This is a genomic window from Streptomonospora litoralis, assembly GCF_004323735.1.
GTDB classification, from domain to species: Bacteria; Actinomycetota; Actinomycetes; order Streptosporangiales; family Streptosporangiaceae; genus Streptomonospora; species Streptomonospora litoralis.
The window spans coordinates 3,519,251-3,535,989 of sequence record NZ_CP036455.1; the positions used below are offsets into that span (position 1 = coordinate 3,519,251).

General features: G+C 72.7%; 13 protein-coding genes. 10 read left to right on the forward strand and 3 right to left on the reverse strand.

Going from position 1 to position 16,739, the window contains the following annotated elements:
* The first annotated feature begins 182 nt into the window (after nucleotides 1-182).
* The 9 genes from EKD16_RS14905 to EKD16_RS14945 all read left to right on the forward strand — a co-directional run bounded on the left by EKD16_RS14905 (nucleotide 183) and on the right by EKD16_RS14945 (nucleotide 11,996).
* Nucleotides 183-1,706 (forward strand): sugar ABC transporter ATP-binding protein, encoded by a 1,524-nt coding sequence (locus tag EKD16_RS14905; protein ID WP_394347280.1) that lies wholly within the window; start codon nucleotides 183-185, stop codon nucleotides 1,704-1,706.
* Nucleotides 1,707-1,819: 113 nt separating this feature from the next.
* The gene (locus EKD16_RS14910) at nucleotides 1,820-2,833 is read left to right on the forward strand and encodes an ABC transporter permease (protein ID WP_131102590.1); all 1,014 of its coding nucleotides are present in this window, start codon (nucleotides 1,820-1,822) and stop codon (nucleotides 2,831-2,833) included.
* Nucleotides 2,823-3,893, forward strand: a complete 1,071-nt coding sequence (locus EKD16_RS14915; RefSeq protein WP_131098940.1) for an ABC transporter permease — start codon at nucleotides 2,823-2,825, stop codon at nucleotides 3,891-3,893. The genes EKD16_RS14910 and EKD16_RS14915 overlap by 11 nt, the downstream gene beginning before the upstream one ends.
* A 63-nt stretch (nucleotides 3,894-3,956) precedes the next feature.
* On the forward strand, nucleotides 3,957-5,036 hold the full coding sequence (rhaS, locus tag EKD16_RS14920) for a rhamnose ABC transporter substrate-binding protein (RefSeq protein ID WP_207391308.1): 1,080 nt from the start codon (nucleotides 3,957-3,959) through the stop codon (nucleotides 5,034-5,036).
* Between the two features lie 125 nt (nucleotides 5,037-5,161).
* Complete coding sequence (locus EKD16_RS14925; RefSeq protein WP_131098941.1) at nucleotides 5,162-5,479, forward strand: L-rhamnose mutarotase; 318 nt, start codon at nucleotides 5,162-5,164, stop codon at nucleotides 5,477-5,479.
* 132 nt (nucleotides 5,480-5,611) lie between these two features.
* A complete protein-coding gene (rhaI, locus tag EKD16_RS14930; protein WP_131098942.1) occupies nucleotides 5,612-6,778 on the forward strand; it encodes an L-rhamnose isomerase in 1,167 nt (388 codons plus the stop codon).
* Between the two features lie 5 nt (nucleotides 6,779-6,783).
* Nucleotides 6,784-8,235: a BNR repeat-containing protein gene (locus EKD16_RS14935; protein WP_131102593.1), complete on the forward strand. Its 1,452-nt coding sequence runs from the start codon at nucleotides 6,784-6,786 to the stop codon at nucleotides 8,233-8,235.
* A gap of 61 nt (nucleotides 8,236-8,296) precedes the next feature.
* Complete coding sequence (locus EKD16_RS14940; RefSeq protein ID WP_131098943.1) at nucleotides 8,297-10,351, forward strand: bifunctional aldolase/short-chain dehydrogenase; 2,055 nt, start codon at nucleotides 8,297-8,299, stop codon at nucleotides 10,349-10,351.
* 157 nt (nucleotides 10,352-10,508) lie between these two features.
* Entirely contained in the window at nucleotides 10,509-11,996 is a 1,488-nt protein-coding gene (locus tag EKD16_RS14945; protein ID WP_131098944.1) for a rhamnulokinase, read from the forward strand.
* A gap of 46 nt (nucleotides 11,997-12,042) precedes the next feature.
* Here EKD16_RS14945 and EKD16_RS14950 read toward each other — a convergent pair whose 3' ends face one another.
* Nucleotides 12,043-12,708, reverse strand: coding sequence for a TetR/AcrR family transcriptional regulator (locus tag EKD16_RS14950; protein WP_131098945.1), 666 nt, complete (start codon nucleotides 12,706-12,708; stop codon nucleotides 12,043-12,045).
* 221 nt (nucleotides 12,709-12,929) lie between these two features.
* Here EKD16_RS14950 and EKD16_RS14955 point away from each other — a divergent pair, with 221 nt between their 5' ends.
* The gene (locus EKD16_RS14955) at nucleotides 12,930-14,105 is read left to right on the forward strand and encodes an acyl-CoA dehydrogenase family protein (RefSeq protein ID WP_131098946.1); all 1,176 of its coding nucleotides are present in this window, start codon (nucleotides 12,930-12,932) and stop codon (nucleotides 14,103-14,105) included.
* 729 nt (nucleotides 14,106-14,834) lie between these two features.
* Here the strand turns inward: EKD16_RS14955 and EKD16_RS14960 are convergent.
* Together EKD16_RS14960 and manA are read right to left on the reverse strand one after the other, a co-directional pair.
* Entirely contained in the window at nucleotides 14,835-15,209 is a 375-nt protein-coding gene (locus EKD16_RS14960) for an FKBP-type peptidyl-prolyl cis-trans isomerase (protein ID WP_131098947.1), read from the reverse strand.
* A gap of 111 nt (nucleotides 15,210-15,320) precedes the next feature.
* On the reverse strand, nucleotides 15,321-16,499 hold the full coding sequence (manA, locus tag EKD16_RS14965; RefSeq protein WP_131098948.1) for a mannose-6-phosphate isomerase, class I: 1,179 nt from the start codon (nucleotides 16,497-16,499) through the stop codon (nucleotides 15,321-15,323).
* Nucleotides 16,500-16,739 lie beyond the last annotated feature (240 nt).

The following is a 16,739-nucleotide window of genomic DNA, read 5'->3' on the forward strand; positions in this document are numbered from 1 at the left end:
GCAGAGCCCGCCGACGCCGGAGGATGACCACATCCGGCACATCCGCGAGCAGACGGCACGCGACCGGGAAATATCCGCGCAACCCCCTTGACACGCAGCCTGTGACCCACCTAACGTCCACCGACATTGAAACGTTTTTCATGCGCGCCGCCCCGCGGCGCCTCGATCAGAAGGAGGAGGCCGTGGACCATCACCCGCCACCGGCTCCTCCGCTCCTGTCGCTGGTCGGCGTGTCCAAGTCCTTCGGGACGGTACACGCCCTCCGGGACGTCTCCCTGGAGCTGCGTGCGGGCGAGATCCACGCGCTCTGCGGCGAGAACGGGGCGGGAAAGTCGACCCTGGTGAAAACGATCGCCGGGGTGCACCGCCCGGACGCCGGGCACGTCGAGGTTTCGGGCGAGCCGACCACGTTCGGCGCCCCGGCCGACGCCCAGCGCGCCGGGGTCGCGGTCATCTACCAGGAACCCACCCTCTTTCCCGACCTCTCGGTCGCGGAGAACATCTTCATGGGCCGCCAGCCGCTGGCGCGCGGGCGCCGCATCGACCGGCGCGCCATGCACAGGTCGGCCGAGGCCCTGTTCGCCCGCCTGGGCGTGCGCATCGACCCCGACCGCCCCGCCCGCGGCCTGTCCATCGCCGACCAGCAGCTCGTCGAGATCGCCAAGGCGATGTCGTTCGACGCCCGCGTGCTGGTGATGGACGAGCCCACGGCTGCGCTGTCCGGCGTCGAGGTCGAGCGGCTGTTCGCCGTGGCGCGCTCGCTGCGCGACAACGGGGCGGCGGTGCTGTTCATCTCCCACCGCTTCGACGAGGTCTTCGCACTGTGCGACCGCGTCACCGTGATGCGCGACGGCGGCTACATCTCCACCGACCCCGTCGCCGAGCTGACCGTCGACGCGCTCGTGCGCCGCATGGTGGGGCGCGACGTCTCGGCCCTGTACCCCAAGCAGGAGGTGGCGGCCGGCGAGGCGGTGCTGGAGGTCGACGGACTCGCCCGCGCCGGGGTGTTCGCCGATGTGGGCTTCTCGGTGCGCGCCGGCGAGATCGTCGCCCTGGCCGGGCTGGTGGGCGCCGGCCGCAGTGAGGTCGTCCGCGCCGTCTTCGGCGTCGACCGCTACGACACCGGCAGCGTGCGCGTATCGGGGCGGCGGCTGCCGGCGGGACGGCCCGCGGCCGCGATGGACGCCGGCATCGCGCTGGTTCCCGAGGACCGCCGCCAGCAGGGGCTGGTGATGGACATGTCCATCGAACGCAACGCGACGCTGACCCGCCGCTGGTCGTTGAGCCGGCTGGGCCTGCTGCGCCGGCGCGACGAGGAGCGCGCGGCCGCCGTATGGGCCGAACGGCTGCAGCTCAAGGCCGAGCGGCTCTCCGACGCCGTCACCACCCTCTCCGGCGGCAACCAGCAGAAGGTGGTCCTGGCCAAGTGGCTGGCCACCGAGCCGCGGGTGCTCATCGTCGACGAGCCCACCCGCGGCATCGACGTCGGGACCAAGGCGGAGGTGCACCGGCTGCTCTCCGAGCTGGCCGGGCAGGGCATCGCCGTGCTGATGGTCTCCAGCGAGCTTCCGGAGGTGCTCGGCATGGCCGACCGCGTCCTGGTCATGCACGAGGGCCGCATCACCGCCGAACTCGGCCGCGACGAGGCGAGCGAGGAGTCGGTCATGTACGCGGCCACGGGCCAGAAGGACGGAGCGGCGGCGTGAGCGCAGACGACGACATCCCGGCCGGCGGCGCGCCGACGGGCGCCGCCGCGCAGGCGGCCCCGCCCGCGCCGCAGGCGGCGGGCGGCTCCGGCCGAGCCGCGCCGAACGGTGCTCTGGAGGAGCACGGCGGCGGCAGCCCCCGCGCCGGCAGGCGCATCCGCCAGGTCCGCGAACTGGGCATCCTGCTCGCCCTGGTACTCCTGGTGGCCGCGACCACGCTGACCGATCCGGGGTTCCTGTCCGCGCAGAGTGTGCAGGACCTGCTGCTGGGCGCGACTCTGCTGACGATCCTGGCCGTGGGCCAGTCGATGGTCCTGATCACCCGCAACGTCGACCTGTCGGTGGGCTCGGTGATGGGCCTGTCGGCCTTCGCGACGGGCACCCTGTTCGTGTCCTTCCCCGGCCTGCCCACGCCCGCGGTGATGCTGGGCGGCGTGCTGGTCGGCACGGTGTGCGGCGTGGTCAACGGAGTGCTGGTGGCCGCCGCGCGGGTGCCGGCGCTGGTGGTCACCCTGGGCACGCTCTACATGTTCCGCGGGATCGACTACTGGTGGGCCGCCGGCCGCCAGATCAACGCCGCCGACATGCCGGACGGCTTTCTGGGCCTGGCGCGCGTCACACTGCTCGGCGTGCCGCTGCCCGCGTTGATCGCCGTGGCCGTGGTGCTGGCGGCGGGCTGGTACCTGCGCAGCTACCGCAGCGGCCGGGAACTGTACGCCGTGGGTTCCGAGCCCGCCGCGGCCCGCCTGGTCGGCATCCCCGTCGACCGCCGGGTGTTCGCGCCGTTCGTGGTCAACGGTTCCCTCGCGGGCCTGGCCGGCGTGCTCTACGCGGCGCGCTTCGGCACCCTCGACGCGACCGTGGGCACGGGCCTGGAACTGGAGGTCGTGGCGGCGGCCGTCGTGGGCGGCGTGGCGATCTTCGGCGGCAGCGGCACCGTCTACGGCGCCGCGCTGGGCGCGCTGCTGCTGTCGACCATCGACGCGGCGCTGCCGATGCTGCAGGTCGACTCCTTCTGGCAGCAGGCGGTCGTGGGCCTGCTGATCCTCGTCTCGATCGGACTGGACCGGCTGCTGGCGCTGCGCACGGCGCGCCGGCTCCGAGGAGGTGGTTCACGTGGGGCCTGAGGTCGACACGCCGGGCACTCCCGCTGCGCCCGCCGCGGGCGGGGAGCGCACCGCAGCAGCGCGCACCGCCGCGCCCGCGCGGCCGTCACGGGTGTCCGCGCTGCTGCGCACGCGCGAGGCGTCGATCATCGGGGCGCTCGTCGCCTCGGTGCTGGCGGCCTCGCTGCTGGTCGACGGGTTCGCCAGCGGCCGCAACGCCGGGTTTCTGGTCCTGGACATCGCGGCCATCGCCTTGATCGCGCTGCCGATGACCCTGGTGATCATCACCGGTGAGATCGATCTGAGCGTGGCCAGCACGCTCGGGCTGACCAGCGCCGTCATGGGCCAACTGTGGGTCATGGGCCTGCCGCTGGAGACGATCGTTCCGCTGTGCGTCCTGCTGGGCGCCGTCCTGGGCGCGCTCAACGGGATCCTGGTGACGGTCGTCGGGCTGCCGTCGCTGGCGGTGACGATCGGGACGCTGGCGATGTACCGGGGTCTGGCCTATGTGGTGCTGGGCGACCGGGCCGTGGCCGACTTCCCGTTCTCCTGGACCGGCGGGGCGACCTCGCGGCTGCCCGGCACCGACATCCCCTGGATCGCGCTGCTGATCGCGGTGCTGGCGGTGGTGTTCGGGCTGGTGCTGCACGCGACGCCGGTGGGCCGCTCGCTGTACGCGATCGGGGCCAACGACGAAGCCACGCGCTTCTCCGGAATCTCGGTGCGCTGGACGAAGCTCTGGCTGTTCGTCGTCTCGGGCACCGTCGCCGCCGGCGCCGGGATCTTCTGGACGCTGCAGTACGGCAGCGCGCGTGCCGACAACGCCTTCGGGCTGGAGCTGTCGGTGGTGGCCGCGGTGCTGCTGGGCGGCGTGTCGATCTTCGGCGGGCGCGGCGCACTGCCCGGCGTGCTCGCAGGCGTGCTGCTGCTCGGCACCATCCGCAACGCCCTGCGGCTGGCCGACGTCTCCTCCGACGTGCTCAACATCGTCACCGGCCTGCTGCTGGTGATCTCGGTGGTGCTGCCCAACACCCTGGCCCGCCTAAGCGAGCGCCGGGCCCGCCCCGCGCCGCCCTCCTAGGGCGGCTCGCACCCTTTCCCCTTCCCTGCCGAATTCCCCCGCATCCGAAGGAAGAGTCCCATCATGAGAAAGCACATCCACTACGGCGTCACCGCCGCCGCCCTGGCCGGCGTCATGCTGGCCGCCTCGGCCTGCGGCGGCACCACCCGCGGCGACGAGGGCGGCTCGGGCTCCGGCTCGGGCGGCGGCCCCACCGCCGAGGCCGACCCCGACGCCGAGATCCCCGAGGGCCTGTCCATCAGCTACCTGCCCAAGCAGCTGAACAACCCCTACCACGCGGTCGCCAACAGCGGCGGCGAGAAGGCGGTCGAGGAGCTGAACGGCGAATACAAGGAGGTCGGCCCGTCCGAGGCCACCGCCTCCTCGCAGGTCAGCTACATCAACACGCTCAGCCAGCAGGGCAGCGACGTCATCGTCATCGCCGCCAACGACCCCAACGCGGTCTGCGGCGCGCTGAACCAGGCCCGCCAGGCCGGCAGCGTCGTGGTCACCTACGACTCCGACACCAAGCCCGACTGCCGCGACCTGTTCATCAACCAGGCCACCGCCGAGGACATCGCCAAGGTCCAGGTCGAGATGATCTCCGAGCAGATCGGCGGCGAGGGCGAGATCGCCTTCCTCTCGGCGACGCCCAACGCCACCAACCAGAACACCTGGCTGGAGATGATGGAGGAGGAGCTCGCCAAGGACGAGTACTCCGGCATCGAGGTCGTCGACACCGTCTACGGCAACGACGACGACCAGAAGTCCTTCAACGAGATGCAGGCCCTGCTGCAGACTCACCCCGACCTGGCCGGCGTCGTCTCGCCGACCACGGTGGGCCTGGCCGCAGCCGCGCGCTACCTCAGCGGTTCCGACTACAAGGGCGAGGTGGCGCTGACGGGCCTGGGCACCCCCAACCAGATGCGCGAGTACGTCAAGAACGGCACCGTCGAGGAGTTCGCTCTGTGGGACCCGGCGGACCTGGGCTACCTGGCCGGGTACGCGGGCGCGTCGCTGTCGGCGGGGCGCATCACCGGTGAAGAGGGCCAGACCTTCCAGGCCGGCGAGCTGGGCGAATACACCATCGCCGCCGAGGGCGAGGTCGTGCTGGGCCCGCCCACGGTCTTCAACGAGGACAACATCGACGACTACGACTTCTAGGAGCCGCCCCGGGCCCACGGCCGCGGTCGGGGGTTGCGGCCCTCCCCCGACCGCGGCGGCCGCCGCACCGCATGCGGCGGCTCCCGCCACCGGATATCCGTGCCGTGACGCAAGAAAGGACGGCGATGCAGCGCGTCTGCTTCCTGCTCAAGGTCAAACCCGACCGCCTGGAGGAGTACCGGCGGCGCCACGCCGAGGTCTGGCCCGAGATGCGGGCCGCCCTGAGCGATGCGGGCTGGCGCAACTACTCCATCTTCTGCCGCGAGGACGGCCTGCTCGTGGGCTACCTGGAGACCGAGGACTTCGCAGCCGCCCAGGCGGCGATGGCCGCCACCGACGTGAACGCCCGCTGGCAGGCGGAGATGGCGCCGTTCTTCGAGGGTCTGGACGGCCGCCCCGACGAGGGCATGGTCCCGCTGACGGAGGTCTTCCACTTGGACTGAACCGCGATACCAGACGATCCACCGGATCCACCCCGCAATCCGCAGAACACCGGCTGCGGCCTGCGAACCGCCTCCGCTTCGGGGCAGCGGAACGACCTCCCCTTCACTGAGACATTCGAAGGAGCTTCCGAAATGACCGACCTCAGTGCCGTCAAGGCCGCACTGCGCCGGCAGACGATCGAGCTGCCCTCCTGGGCGTTCGGCAACAGCGGCACCCGCTTCAAGGTGTTCGGCCAGCCCGGTGTTCCGCGCACGCCCCACGAGAAGATCGCCGACGCGGCACAGGTGCACCGCTACACCGGCATCGCCCCCAGCGTGGCGCTGCACATCCCCTGGGACACCGTGGACGACTACGCCGAACTCGCCGCCTACGCCCGCGAGCAGGGTGTGCGCATCGGCACGATCAACGCCAACGTCTTCCAGGACGACGACTTCAAACTGGGCAGCGTCGCCAACCCCGATCCCGGCATCCGCGCCAAGGCCCTGGACCACCTGATGGCCTGCGTCGACGTCATGGACGCGACGGGTTCGGCCGACCTGAAGCTGTGGTTCGCCGACGGCACCAACTACCCGGGCCAGGACGACATCCGCGACCGCCAGGACCGTCTCGCCGAGGCCCTGGAGGCGGTACGCGACCGGCTGGGCCCCGGCCAGCGGATGCTGCTGGAGTACAAGCTCTTCGAGCCCGCCTTCTACACCACCGACGTGCCCGACTGGGGCACGGCCTACGCCCACTGCCTCAAGCTGGGCGAGGCGGCCCAGGTGGTGGTGGACACCGGCCACCACGCCCCCGGAACCAACATCGAGTTCATCGTCGCCTTCCTGCTGCGCGAGCACAAGCTGGGCGGCTTCGACTTCAACTCCCGCTTCTACGCCGACGACGACCTGATGACGGGCGCCGCCGACCCGTTCCAGCTCTTCCGCATCATGTACGAGGTGGTGCGCGGGGGCGGCCTGGACCCGGCCGAGGGGATCGCCTTCATGCTCGACCAGTGCCACAACATCGAACCCAAGATCCCCGGCCAGATCCGCTCGGTCCTCAACGCCCAGGAGGCCACCGCCAAGGCGCTGCTGGTCGACGCCGAGGCCCTGGCGGCCGCCCAGCGCGAAGGGGACGTGCTGGGCGCCAACGCGGTCCTGATGGACGCCTACGACACCGACGTCCGCCCGATGCTGGCCGAGCTGCGCGCCGAGCAGGGGCTCGACCCCGAACCCATGGCCGCCTTCAAGCGCTCCGGCTACCAGGAGGCCATCGCCGCCGAGCGCATCGGCGGGCAGCAGGCCGGATGGGGGGCGTGAGCACGATGGCGACCGTCTTCCGCCGCACCGGCACCCGCACCGCTCCCGCCCGCCTGCGCCTGGCCGGCGCCGGACTGGCCGCGCTCCTGCCCCTCACCCTGGCCGCCCCCGCGCCCGCCGCGGCCGACGTCGGCGCCGACCTGCTGCGCGACCGGGTGCTCGACGAGCGGGCGCTCTACTTCGTCAGCTACGACGGCATCGTCAACAACAACTCCTTCCAGCAGGACGGCATCCTCACCCACGGCCGCTACCAGTACGCCGCCTGGTACACCGCCGACCGCACCGCCGTCGTCGCCCGCCGCCCCGCGGGATCGGCCGCCTCGTGGCAGACCGTGCGCCTGCCGCACGAGCTGAGCAGGAACGACTCGCACAACGTCATCGCCCTCGGCGTCTCGGCCGACGACGGCCGACTGCACATCGCGATGGACACGCACAATTCGACGGTGTACTACCTGCGCTCCGACGCCGGCCTGGCCGACGGGGGCGGGCCGTGGAAGGCCGACTCCTTCGGCGAGGTCCAGCGCAGTCTGGCAGGCCTCGATCCGGGCGGCATCACCTACCCGCGGTTCGTCCCCACGCCCGACGGCGGCCTGCAGCTCACTTACCGCACCGGCGGGTCCGGAGACGGCGTACTGGAACTGGCCGAGTACAGCGGCGGGGACTGGAGCCGCGTGGGCGCGTGGTCCTCGGCCTCGGGCGACTACCGCGCCAACGGCGCCACCAGCACCACCCGCAACATGTACCTGCACGGGATCGGCTACGACGCCGACGGCCGCCTGCACGCCTCCTTCACCTGGCGCGAGACCGCGGCCGGCGGCGACATCCTGTGCGACCCCGGCGGTCTGGCCAACCACGACACCGGCTACGTCTACAGCGACGACGAGGGGCGCACCTGGCGCACCGACGACGGCGCGCTCGCGGCCGTGACCGGGACGCAGAACCGGGTCTCGGTGGACACGCCCGGCCACGTCGTCGACCCGCTCGGCGTCGACCACGCGCTGATGAACCAGGAGTCCCAGGCCGTGGACTCGGCGGGCAACCCGCACGTCATGATCAGCTACGTGCCGGGCCGCTTCACCCAGTGCGTGAGCGACTTCGTCGCCCAGCGCGAGCGGTGGGCGCGGCCCTTCCATGTGTTCCGGGACGATTCGGGCGAGTGGCACAAGACCGAACTGCCCGAGCGGGTGGGGGCCTTCGGGCGCTCGCGACTGGTCATGGGAGCCGACGACGACGCCTACGCGGTTCTGCCGGGCGGGAAGGTCCTGGCGGCGACGGCCGCCTCGGGCTGGAGCGACTGGCACACGGTCTACGACGGCTCGGGCATCGACGCGTTCGGCGAGGTGCTGGTCGACGACTCGCGGTTGGCCTCCGACGGCCGGCTGTCGGTCTTCTACCAGGAGCCCAGCACCGGCACGACGCCCTCGCCGATCCACGTCGCCGACTTCGCCGTCGAGTGATCCGAGCGGGGCACACACCGCAGCAGTCAGCACTATCAGGGGATTCAGGGGACGAGACGACATGACCGAGCAGACGACCCATCCACAGGTCGCGGCGCTGCTGGAGCGCTCGCACCGGCTGGGGGCCGACCCGCGCAACACCAACTACGCCGGCGGCAACGCCTCGGCCAAGGGCACCGACACCGACCCCGTCACCGGTGAGCCCACCGAGCTGATGTGGGTCAAGGGCTCCGGCGGCGACCTGGGCACGCTCACCGAGGCGGGGCTGTCCGTGCTGCGGCTGGACCGGCTGCGGGCCCTTACCGAGGTGTACCCGGGCGTCGAGCGCGAGGACGAGATGGTCGCCGCGTTCGACTACTGCGCCCACGGCAAGGGCGGCGCCGCCCCCTCCATCGACACCGCGATGCACGGCCTGGTCGAGGCGGCCCACGTCGACCACCTGCACCCCGACTCCGGGATCGCGCTGGCCTGCGCCGCCGACGGCGAGAAGCTCACCGCCGAGTGCTTCGGCGACCGCGTGGCCTGGGTCCCCTGGCGCCGGCCAGGATTCCAGCTCGGGCTGGACATCGCGGCGATCAAGCGGGACAACCCGCAGGCCGTCGGGGTGGTGCTGGGCGGACACGGCATCACCGCCTGGGGTGAGACGGCCGCGGAGTGCGAGGCGAACTCGCTGGAGATCATCCGCACCGCCGAACGCTTCATCGCCGAGCGGGGCGCGGGCCGCGACCACCCCTTCGGCCCCGTGGTCCAGGGCCGCGCGCCGCTTGCCGAGGCCGAGCGCCACGCGCGCGCGGCCGAACTGCTGCCGGCGGTGCGCGGGCTGGCCTCCACCGACCGGCCGCAGGTGGGCCACTACACCGACAGCGAGGCCGTGCTGGACTTCGTCTCGCGCGCCGAACTGGAGCGGCTGGCGGCGCTGGGCACCTCGTGCCCGGACCACTTCCTGCGCACCAAGGTGCGCCCGCTGGTGCTGGATTCGGCCCCCGACGCCCCGATCGAGCAGGTTCTGGAGCGGCTGCGCGAACTGCACGCCGCCTACCGCGAGGAGTACCGGGCCTACTACGACCGCCACGCCGACGCCGACTCCCCCGCCATCCGCGGCGCGGACCCCGCGATCGTGCTGGTACCGGGCGTGGGCATGTTCTCCTTCGGCGCCGACAAGCAGACGGCGCGGGTGGCCGGGGAGTTCTACGTCAACGCCGTCAACGTCATGCGCGGCGCGGAGACGGTCTCCTCCTACGCACCCATCCCCGAGTCGGAGAAGTTCCGCATCGAGTACTGGGCGCTGGAGGAGGCCAAGCTGCGCCGCAAGCCCGCGCCCAAGCCGCTGGCCACGCGGGTCGCGCTGGTGACGGGCGGCGGCTCGGGTATCGGCCGGGCCACCGCCCGCCGACTGGCCGCCGAGGGCGCCTGCGTGGTGGTCGCCGACCGCGACGCCGACGCCGCCGAGGAGGTGGCCGCCGAACTGGGCGGCGCCGACACCGCGGTCGCGGTGGAGGTCGACGTCACCGAGCCGGAGCGCATCGCCGCGGCGCTGCGGTCGAGCGTGCTGGCCTTCGGCGGGGTGGACCTGGTGGTCAACAACGCCGGCCTGTCGGTGTCCAAGCCGCTGCTGGAGACCACCGAGGCCGACTGGGACCTCCAGCACCGGGTGATGGCGCGCGGATCGTTCCTCGTGGCGCGCGAGGCGGCGCGGGTGCTCACCCGCCAGGGCATGGGCGGCGACATCGTCTACATCTGCAGCAAGAACGGGGTCTTCGCCGGTCCCAACAACATCGCCTACGGGGCGGCCAAGGCCGACCAGGCCCACCAGGTGCGGCTGTTGGCGGCCGAGCTGGGCGGCGACGGCATCCGCGTCAACGGTGTCAACCCCGACGGCGTGGTGCGCGGCTCGGGCATCTTCGCGGGTGGCTGGGGCGCCCAGCGGGCGGCGGTCTACGGCGTGCCGGAGGAGGAACTGGGCGCGTTCTACGCCCAGCGGACCCTGCTCAAGCGCGAGGTGCTGCCGGAGCACGTCGCCAACGCGGTCTACGCACTGACCTGCGGGGAGCTCAGCCATACGACCGGCCTGCACATCCCGGTCGACGCCGGCGTGGCGGCGGCGTTCCTGCGCTGAGGCGCCCTGTGTCGGCGGGCGGCAGTGCTCGGGGCGCCGGTTCAGGCGGCGTTCCGAGCCGCTGTCCGCCCGCGACCGCAGAAGCGCTCCGCGGGTTCCTCGACCACGCCGACTCCTCGCTACTTCGCTCCACCCGCCTACACGGAAAGGCAACGCCGTGTCCCCCTCAGACCGCTCCGGCCCCTCTGACGCCCGCGACGTCTTCGCCGCCGTCGACCTCGGTGCCTCCAGCGGCCGCGTCGTCGTCGGCCGCGCCGGCCTCGACGAGCTCGCGCTCACCGAGGTGCACCGCTTCGCCAACCGCCCGCTGCGCCTGCCCGACGGACTGCACTGGGACATCGGCGGGCTCTACCAGGGCGTGCTGGAGGGGCTGCGGGCCGCGTCGGAGTACGCGCCGCGCTCGGTCGGCATCGACTCCTGGGCGGTCGACTACGGCCTGCTGGACGCCTCGGGCGCGCTGCTGGGGCTGCCGCACCACTACCGCGACTCCCGCACCGACGCCGTCGCGCCCGCGGTGGTCGAGCGCGTCGGCGCGGCCGAACTGTACGCCCGCAACGGGTTGCAGTACCTCTCCTTCAACACGATCTTCCAGCTCGCGGCCGCCGCGGGGTCCGCGCAACTGCGCGGCGCCGACACGCTGCTGCTGCTCCCCGACCTGCTGGCCTTCTGGCTGACGGGGGTGCCCGGCGCCGAGGTCACCAACGCCTCCACCACGGGCCTGCTCGACGTCGCCACCCGCCGGTGGTCGCCCGAGCTGCTGGAGGCGGCCGGTGTGCCCGCGTCGCTGATGGGCGACCTGTGCGCGCCGGGCGACGTGATCGGGACGCTGCTGCCCGCACCAGCCGAGCACAGCGGGCTGGACGCCGCAACCGCGGTCGCGGCGGTCGCCTCGCACGACACCGCCTCGGCCGTGGCCGCCGTTCCCGCGCGCACCGAACGGTTCGGCTACGTCTCCTGCGGCACCTGGTCGCTGGCCGGCCTGGAGCTGGACGCGCCGGTGACGAGCGAGGCGGCGCGCGCCGCCAACTTCACCAACGAACTGGGAGTCGAGGGCACCACCCGGTTCCTGCGCAACATCATGGGCCTGTGGCTGGTCCAGGAGTGCCTGCGCGACTGGGGCCTGGACGACTCCGCGCTGCCGGGCCTGCTCGCCGAGGCCGCCGCTGCGCCGCCGTTCGCCGCGCTGATCGACGCCGGCGATCCGCGCTACCTGCCGCCGGGCGGTATGCCCGCGCGCATCGGCGCCCATCTGCGGGAGACCGGCCAGCCCGAGCCCGCGGACCGCGGCGCGCTGCTCCGCTGCGTGCTGGAGAGCCTGGCGCTGGCCCACCGCGACACGCTGCGCCGCGCCTGCAAGCTGTCGGGCCGCGACATCGAGGTGGTGCACCTGGTCGGCGGCGGCGCCCGCAACGAACTGCTGTGCCAGTGGAGTGCCGACGCTCTGGGCCTGCCGGTGGAGGCCGGCCCGGTGGAGGCGACCGCGGTCGGCAACATCATCGTCCAGGCGCGGGCCGCCCACCCCGGCGTCTCGCACGCCGAGCTGCGGCGGCTGATCCACACCACCCAGCGCCCGCGCCGCTACGAACCGGCCGCCGGGACCGCGTCCGCATGGGACGCCGCGGCCGCCCGCCTCGGGCTGGAGTGAGGGCGCGGCTCGCGACTCGGCTCGTGACCCGACCGCCTCAGCTGCCTCAAGGGCCCTCGCCGCCCGGCCGAGCGGCGGTGGGCGCGCGCTTGAGGTCCGCGAACGTCTGGCCGAGGCCGTCCAGGAACGCCGACAGCGCCAGTTCGAAGCTGTCGTCGTCGATCTCGGCGGCGTGCTCGGAGAGCCGGTGGGCCTGGGAGAGGTTCGGGTAGCGGTCGCGGTAGACCTGCACGTCGGCGTCGAAGCCGCGGGAGAAGGAGTTGATCGCCGCGCCGACGACGAGGTACTTGGTGGAGGCGCCGATCATGGTGGCGTGGCGGGCGGGCCAGCCGGCCGCGACCAGTCCGCCGTGGATGGCGTCGGCGCGGCGCAGCGCCGCTTCGCGGCGGCCGGGTCCGGCGGCGATGACCGGTACCAGGTTGGGGTGTGCGGCCAGCGCGGCGCGGTAGGAGCGGGCCCATACCGTCAGCCCGTGCCGCCAGTCGCCGGAGTCGAAGCCCGAGACGTCCACTTCGGCCATGATCTCGTTGGCGATGTCGGCGAGCAGGTCCTCCTTGGTGCGGTAGTGGCTGTAGAGCGACGCCGCCTGCACGTCCAACTCCTGGGCCAGCCTGCGCATCGACAGGTTCTCCAGACCGTCGCGGTCGATGAGCGCGAGCGCGGCCGTGCGGATGCCGCTCACGCTCAGCATCGGCGTCCTGGGGCGGGGCACGCTGTCCTCCCATCGTCGGCCGGCGCCGCGCGGCCCGGCGCCGCGGCTGCCTGGTGCGATCCTGCCATGCCGGGGCGGATCGCGCAGGCGCGAGCCCGCCGCGGCCGGCACCGGGGACGCGGGCGCCGGGGAGGAGGGCGACGCTTCGGTTGCGCATGACCGGCGGAGCACCTACGCTCAAAACCGAACGGTGTTAGGTAACGCAGGGAGAGGCCGGACGCATGGTCGACTTCGGACTGAGCGAGGAGCAGCGGGAGATCCGGGCGTGGGTGCGCACCTTCGTCGAGCGCGAGATCATGCCGCTGGAGAACGAGGTACTGCGCCGCGAGCGGGAGGGCGCCGAGCCGGGGCTGAACGCCGGCGAGGTGCGCGAACTGCGGGCGCTGGCCCGCAAGTCCGACTTCTGGGGCGTGCAGACGCCCGTCGAGTACGGCGGCATGGGTCTGGACGCCGTAACGGCCGCCATCATCGAAGCCGAGCTCGGCCGCACCTTTTTGACCTTCAAGTTCGGCGGCGAGGCCGACAACATCCTCTACCACGCCAACGAGGAGCAGAAGCAGCGCTACCTGCTGCCCACCATCGCCGGAGAACGCCGCTCCTGCTTCGCCATCACCGAGCCCGGCGCCGGCTCCGACGCCAAGGCGATCCGCGCCCGCGCCGTCAAGGACGGCTCCGAATGGGTGATCAACGGCGAGAAGACGTTCATCACCGGCGGCTGCGAGGCCGACTTCGCGCTGGTCTTCGCCGTCACCGACCCCGAGCTGGGGGCCAACGGCGGGGTGACCTGCTTCCTGGCCGACCGCGAGTCCGGCTGGACGTCCGAGCCCATCGACACCATGGGCGAGCGCCGTCCGGCCTCGCTCGTCTTCGACGACGTCCGGGTGCCCGAGGCCAATGTCCTCGGCGAGGTGGGCAAGGGCTTCGAACTCGCCATGCAGTGGATCGGCAAGGGCCGCTACCTGCTGCCGGCCCGCGCGCTGGGCGGCTGCGAGCGGATGCTGGCCATGAGCGTCGACTACGCCAAGACCCGGCAGACCTTCGGCGCCCCCATCGCCGATCGCCAGGCCATCCAGTGGATGATCGCCGACTCCCAGACCGAGATCGAGGCGATGCGGCTGCTCGTGCTCAACGCCGCCTGGCAGGTCGATCAGGGCCGGGACTCCCGACACTCCCAGTCGATCGCCAAGCTCTACGGCGGCGTCAAGGCCAACGAGATCGCCGACCGGATGATGCAGATCCACGGCGGCATGGGCTACACCCGCGAACTGCCCATCGAGCGCTGGTACCGCGACCTGCGCCTGCTGCGCATCTTCGAGGGCACCGACGAGATCCAGCGCCGCACCATCGCCCGCGACCTGCTCAAGGGCCACGTCAAGGTGGGCGAGACGCTGCGGTAGACGACCGGAGCTGAGCGGGGGGTGCCTCGGGTCTGCCGTGCGGCCTTGGCACCGGGCGGGCGACGCGTGACCTGAAGGAAAAGCGGCACCGAGGACGACGGTGGGCCCGGCCCGCGGTCGTCGGGCCGGGTGCCCGCCGGTGGCGGTGGTCGGCGCGGGCCCGGGTCGGAACACAACGGCGGCGCCTGCCAGTCCCCGCGCCCGCTATGTCCGATATCCAGGAGTCGGCCGCGGCGATCGTGGCGAAAATCCCATAGAACGCCGCTGGATTTCGTCATACGGGCACGATCGTCCCGATGCCCTGCGACATAACGGGCACGCGAGCGCCTCCCGGCACCCCACCGTCCTCGCCGCCCACGTCGGTCGGGCCACCAGCGAGCACCCGACCCGACGACCGCAGGCCCGACCACCCGCCGCCCTCGGCGCGCCGCCTTTCCGTACGACCACCCGTCATCCGGCGGACCAACAAGGCCGCACAGCAGACCCGAGCCGCCGATCCGCCGACCGCCGCCACCGGCGAGCGCCCGAACCGATGGGCACAGGCCCAAACCCCACCGTCCTCGATGCTCCTACTTGTCAAGCGGCCGCTTCCCCGTACGATCGCCCATTACCTTCTAGAGCAGTTCCGCAAGGGACCCCCGGCCTTCGGCTCGGCAGGACTCGACCACCCCGTCACCCGTGACCCGCGGCGTGGTGTCACCGGGCCCGAAGGCGCCGCGGATGGGCCTCTCACCCCACCGCGACCAGATCCACCACGAAGACCAGGGTCTCGCCCGGCTTGATGACGCCGCCCGCGCCGCGGTCGCCGTAGGCCAGGTGCGGCGGGATGACCAGGCGGCGGCGCCCGCCCACGCGCATGCCCATCACGCCCTGCTCCCAGCCTTCGATGACCTGGCGGTCGCCCAGCACGAAGCTCAGCGGCTCCCCGCGGTTCCACGAGGCGTCGAACTCCTTGCCCGTGGAGTGGGCCACCCCCACGTAGTGCACGTCGACCGTCGAGCCGTGTACGGCCCGAGCCCCCTCGCCGATGCTCAGGTCGGCTACCGCCAAATCGGCGGGCGGCGGGCCGGGGGCGACGTCGACTTGCGGACGTTCGAGCGGCATAGAGCACTCCTCGGCATGATCGTGGCGAGTGTCACAGCGTACCGGCGCCGCTGGGCCGCCGCCTTCGGGCCGCCCCGGCGCGCCCTGCCCGCCCCGCCGCGAAGGGCGCGGTCAGTCCCCGACCGTGGCCACGACGAGGTGCCCGTGTCCGCGCACGGACACCCGGCCGCAGCAGGCCGGCAGGAACACCGACTCCCCGCGGCTCAACACCAGCACCTCGCCCGACTCCGCGACCAGGTCGGCCGATCCCTCCAGGGCCAGCACCACCGACGGCGCCCCGCCCTCCAGCCGCGTGCCGATGGGCCCGGGTCCCGCGGTGGACAGCGCGAAGTCGGGGATGCCGGGGCGGAACTCGGCGCGCCCGGCCGTCTGCACCGGCCCGGTGAAGGGGATCGGCAGCACGGAGAAGTCCACGACCGCCAGCAGTTCGGCGCTGTCGACGTGCTTGCCGGTGAGCCCGGCGCGCAGCACGTTGTCCGAGCTGGCCATGACCTCCACCGCCACGCCGCGCAGGTAGGCGTGCACGTTGCCCGCGGGCAGGAACAGCGCCTCGCCGGGGCGCAGGCTCACGCGGTTCAGCAGCAGGGCCGCCACAGCGCCGGGGTCGCCCGGGTAGCGCTCGGCAAGCTCCACCAGGGTGTCGTGGTGGGCGCCCGAACCCAGGCGCTTCCACTCGGCGACGAACTCGGCCACCTGCTCCGCGCGGCCGTCCTCGCCCAGGGTGAGCAGTCGCGTCAGTGCACCGCGCAGAGCCGTATGCACGTCGGGGACGCCTAGGTCGGCCCGCAGCACCTCGGCCAGCTCGCAGGACAGCCCGTCCAGGTCGGCCCGCGCGGCGGCGGGGTCGCGGAAACCGCACAGCGCCTCGAAGGGTTCCAGCGCCAGCACCAGCTCGGGCTTGTGGAAGGGGTCGCGGTAGTTGCGGTGGGCGGCCCCGACCGGGATCCCAGCCGCCTCCTCGGCCTCGAAGCCCGCGCGGGCGCGCGCGGCGTCGGGGTGCACCTGCAGCGACAGCGGCTCCTCGGCGGCCAGCACCTTCAGCAGGAACGGCAGCCGCTCGCCGAAGCGCTCGACGGTGCGCTCACCCAGCGCCTCCTTGGGTGCGGCGGCTATGACGTCGTCGAACGAGGCAGGGCCCTCGGGGGTAACGACGGTGCTGGGAGCGCCGTAGTGCGCGCCCAGCCACAGCTCGGCCTGGGGGCGCCCGTCGGGTTCGACCCCCAGCAGCCGCGGGATGGCGGTCTTCGCCCCCCACGGGTACGGCCGTACCTGGTTGATCAGCCTGTGCATCCGCCCCGCTCTTCCCGTTCGCTTCGGCCGCTAGCCCCGACACCGACACTGGCACCGACACCCACACCGACACTGCCGGGGCCAGTCTGATCCACCGGGCCCCGCCGCGTCAGCCCGGCCGCCCCCACATCCGGGGGTGGTGCCGGCACCACCCGCACCCGCGCCGCACAGGCTCCAACGTATCGAACCGCGCGCGGGAGCCCTTGACTTCCCGGGCAGGGGCGGCGAGCGTACCCGAAG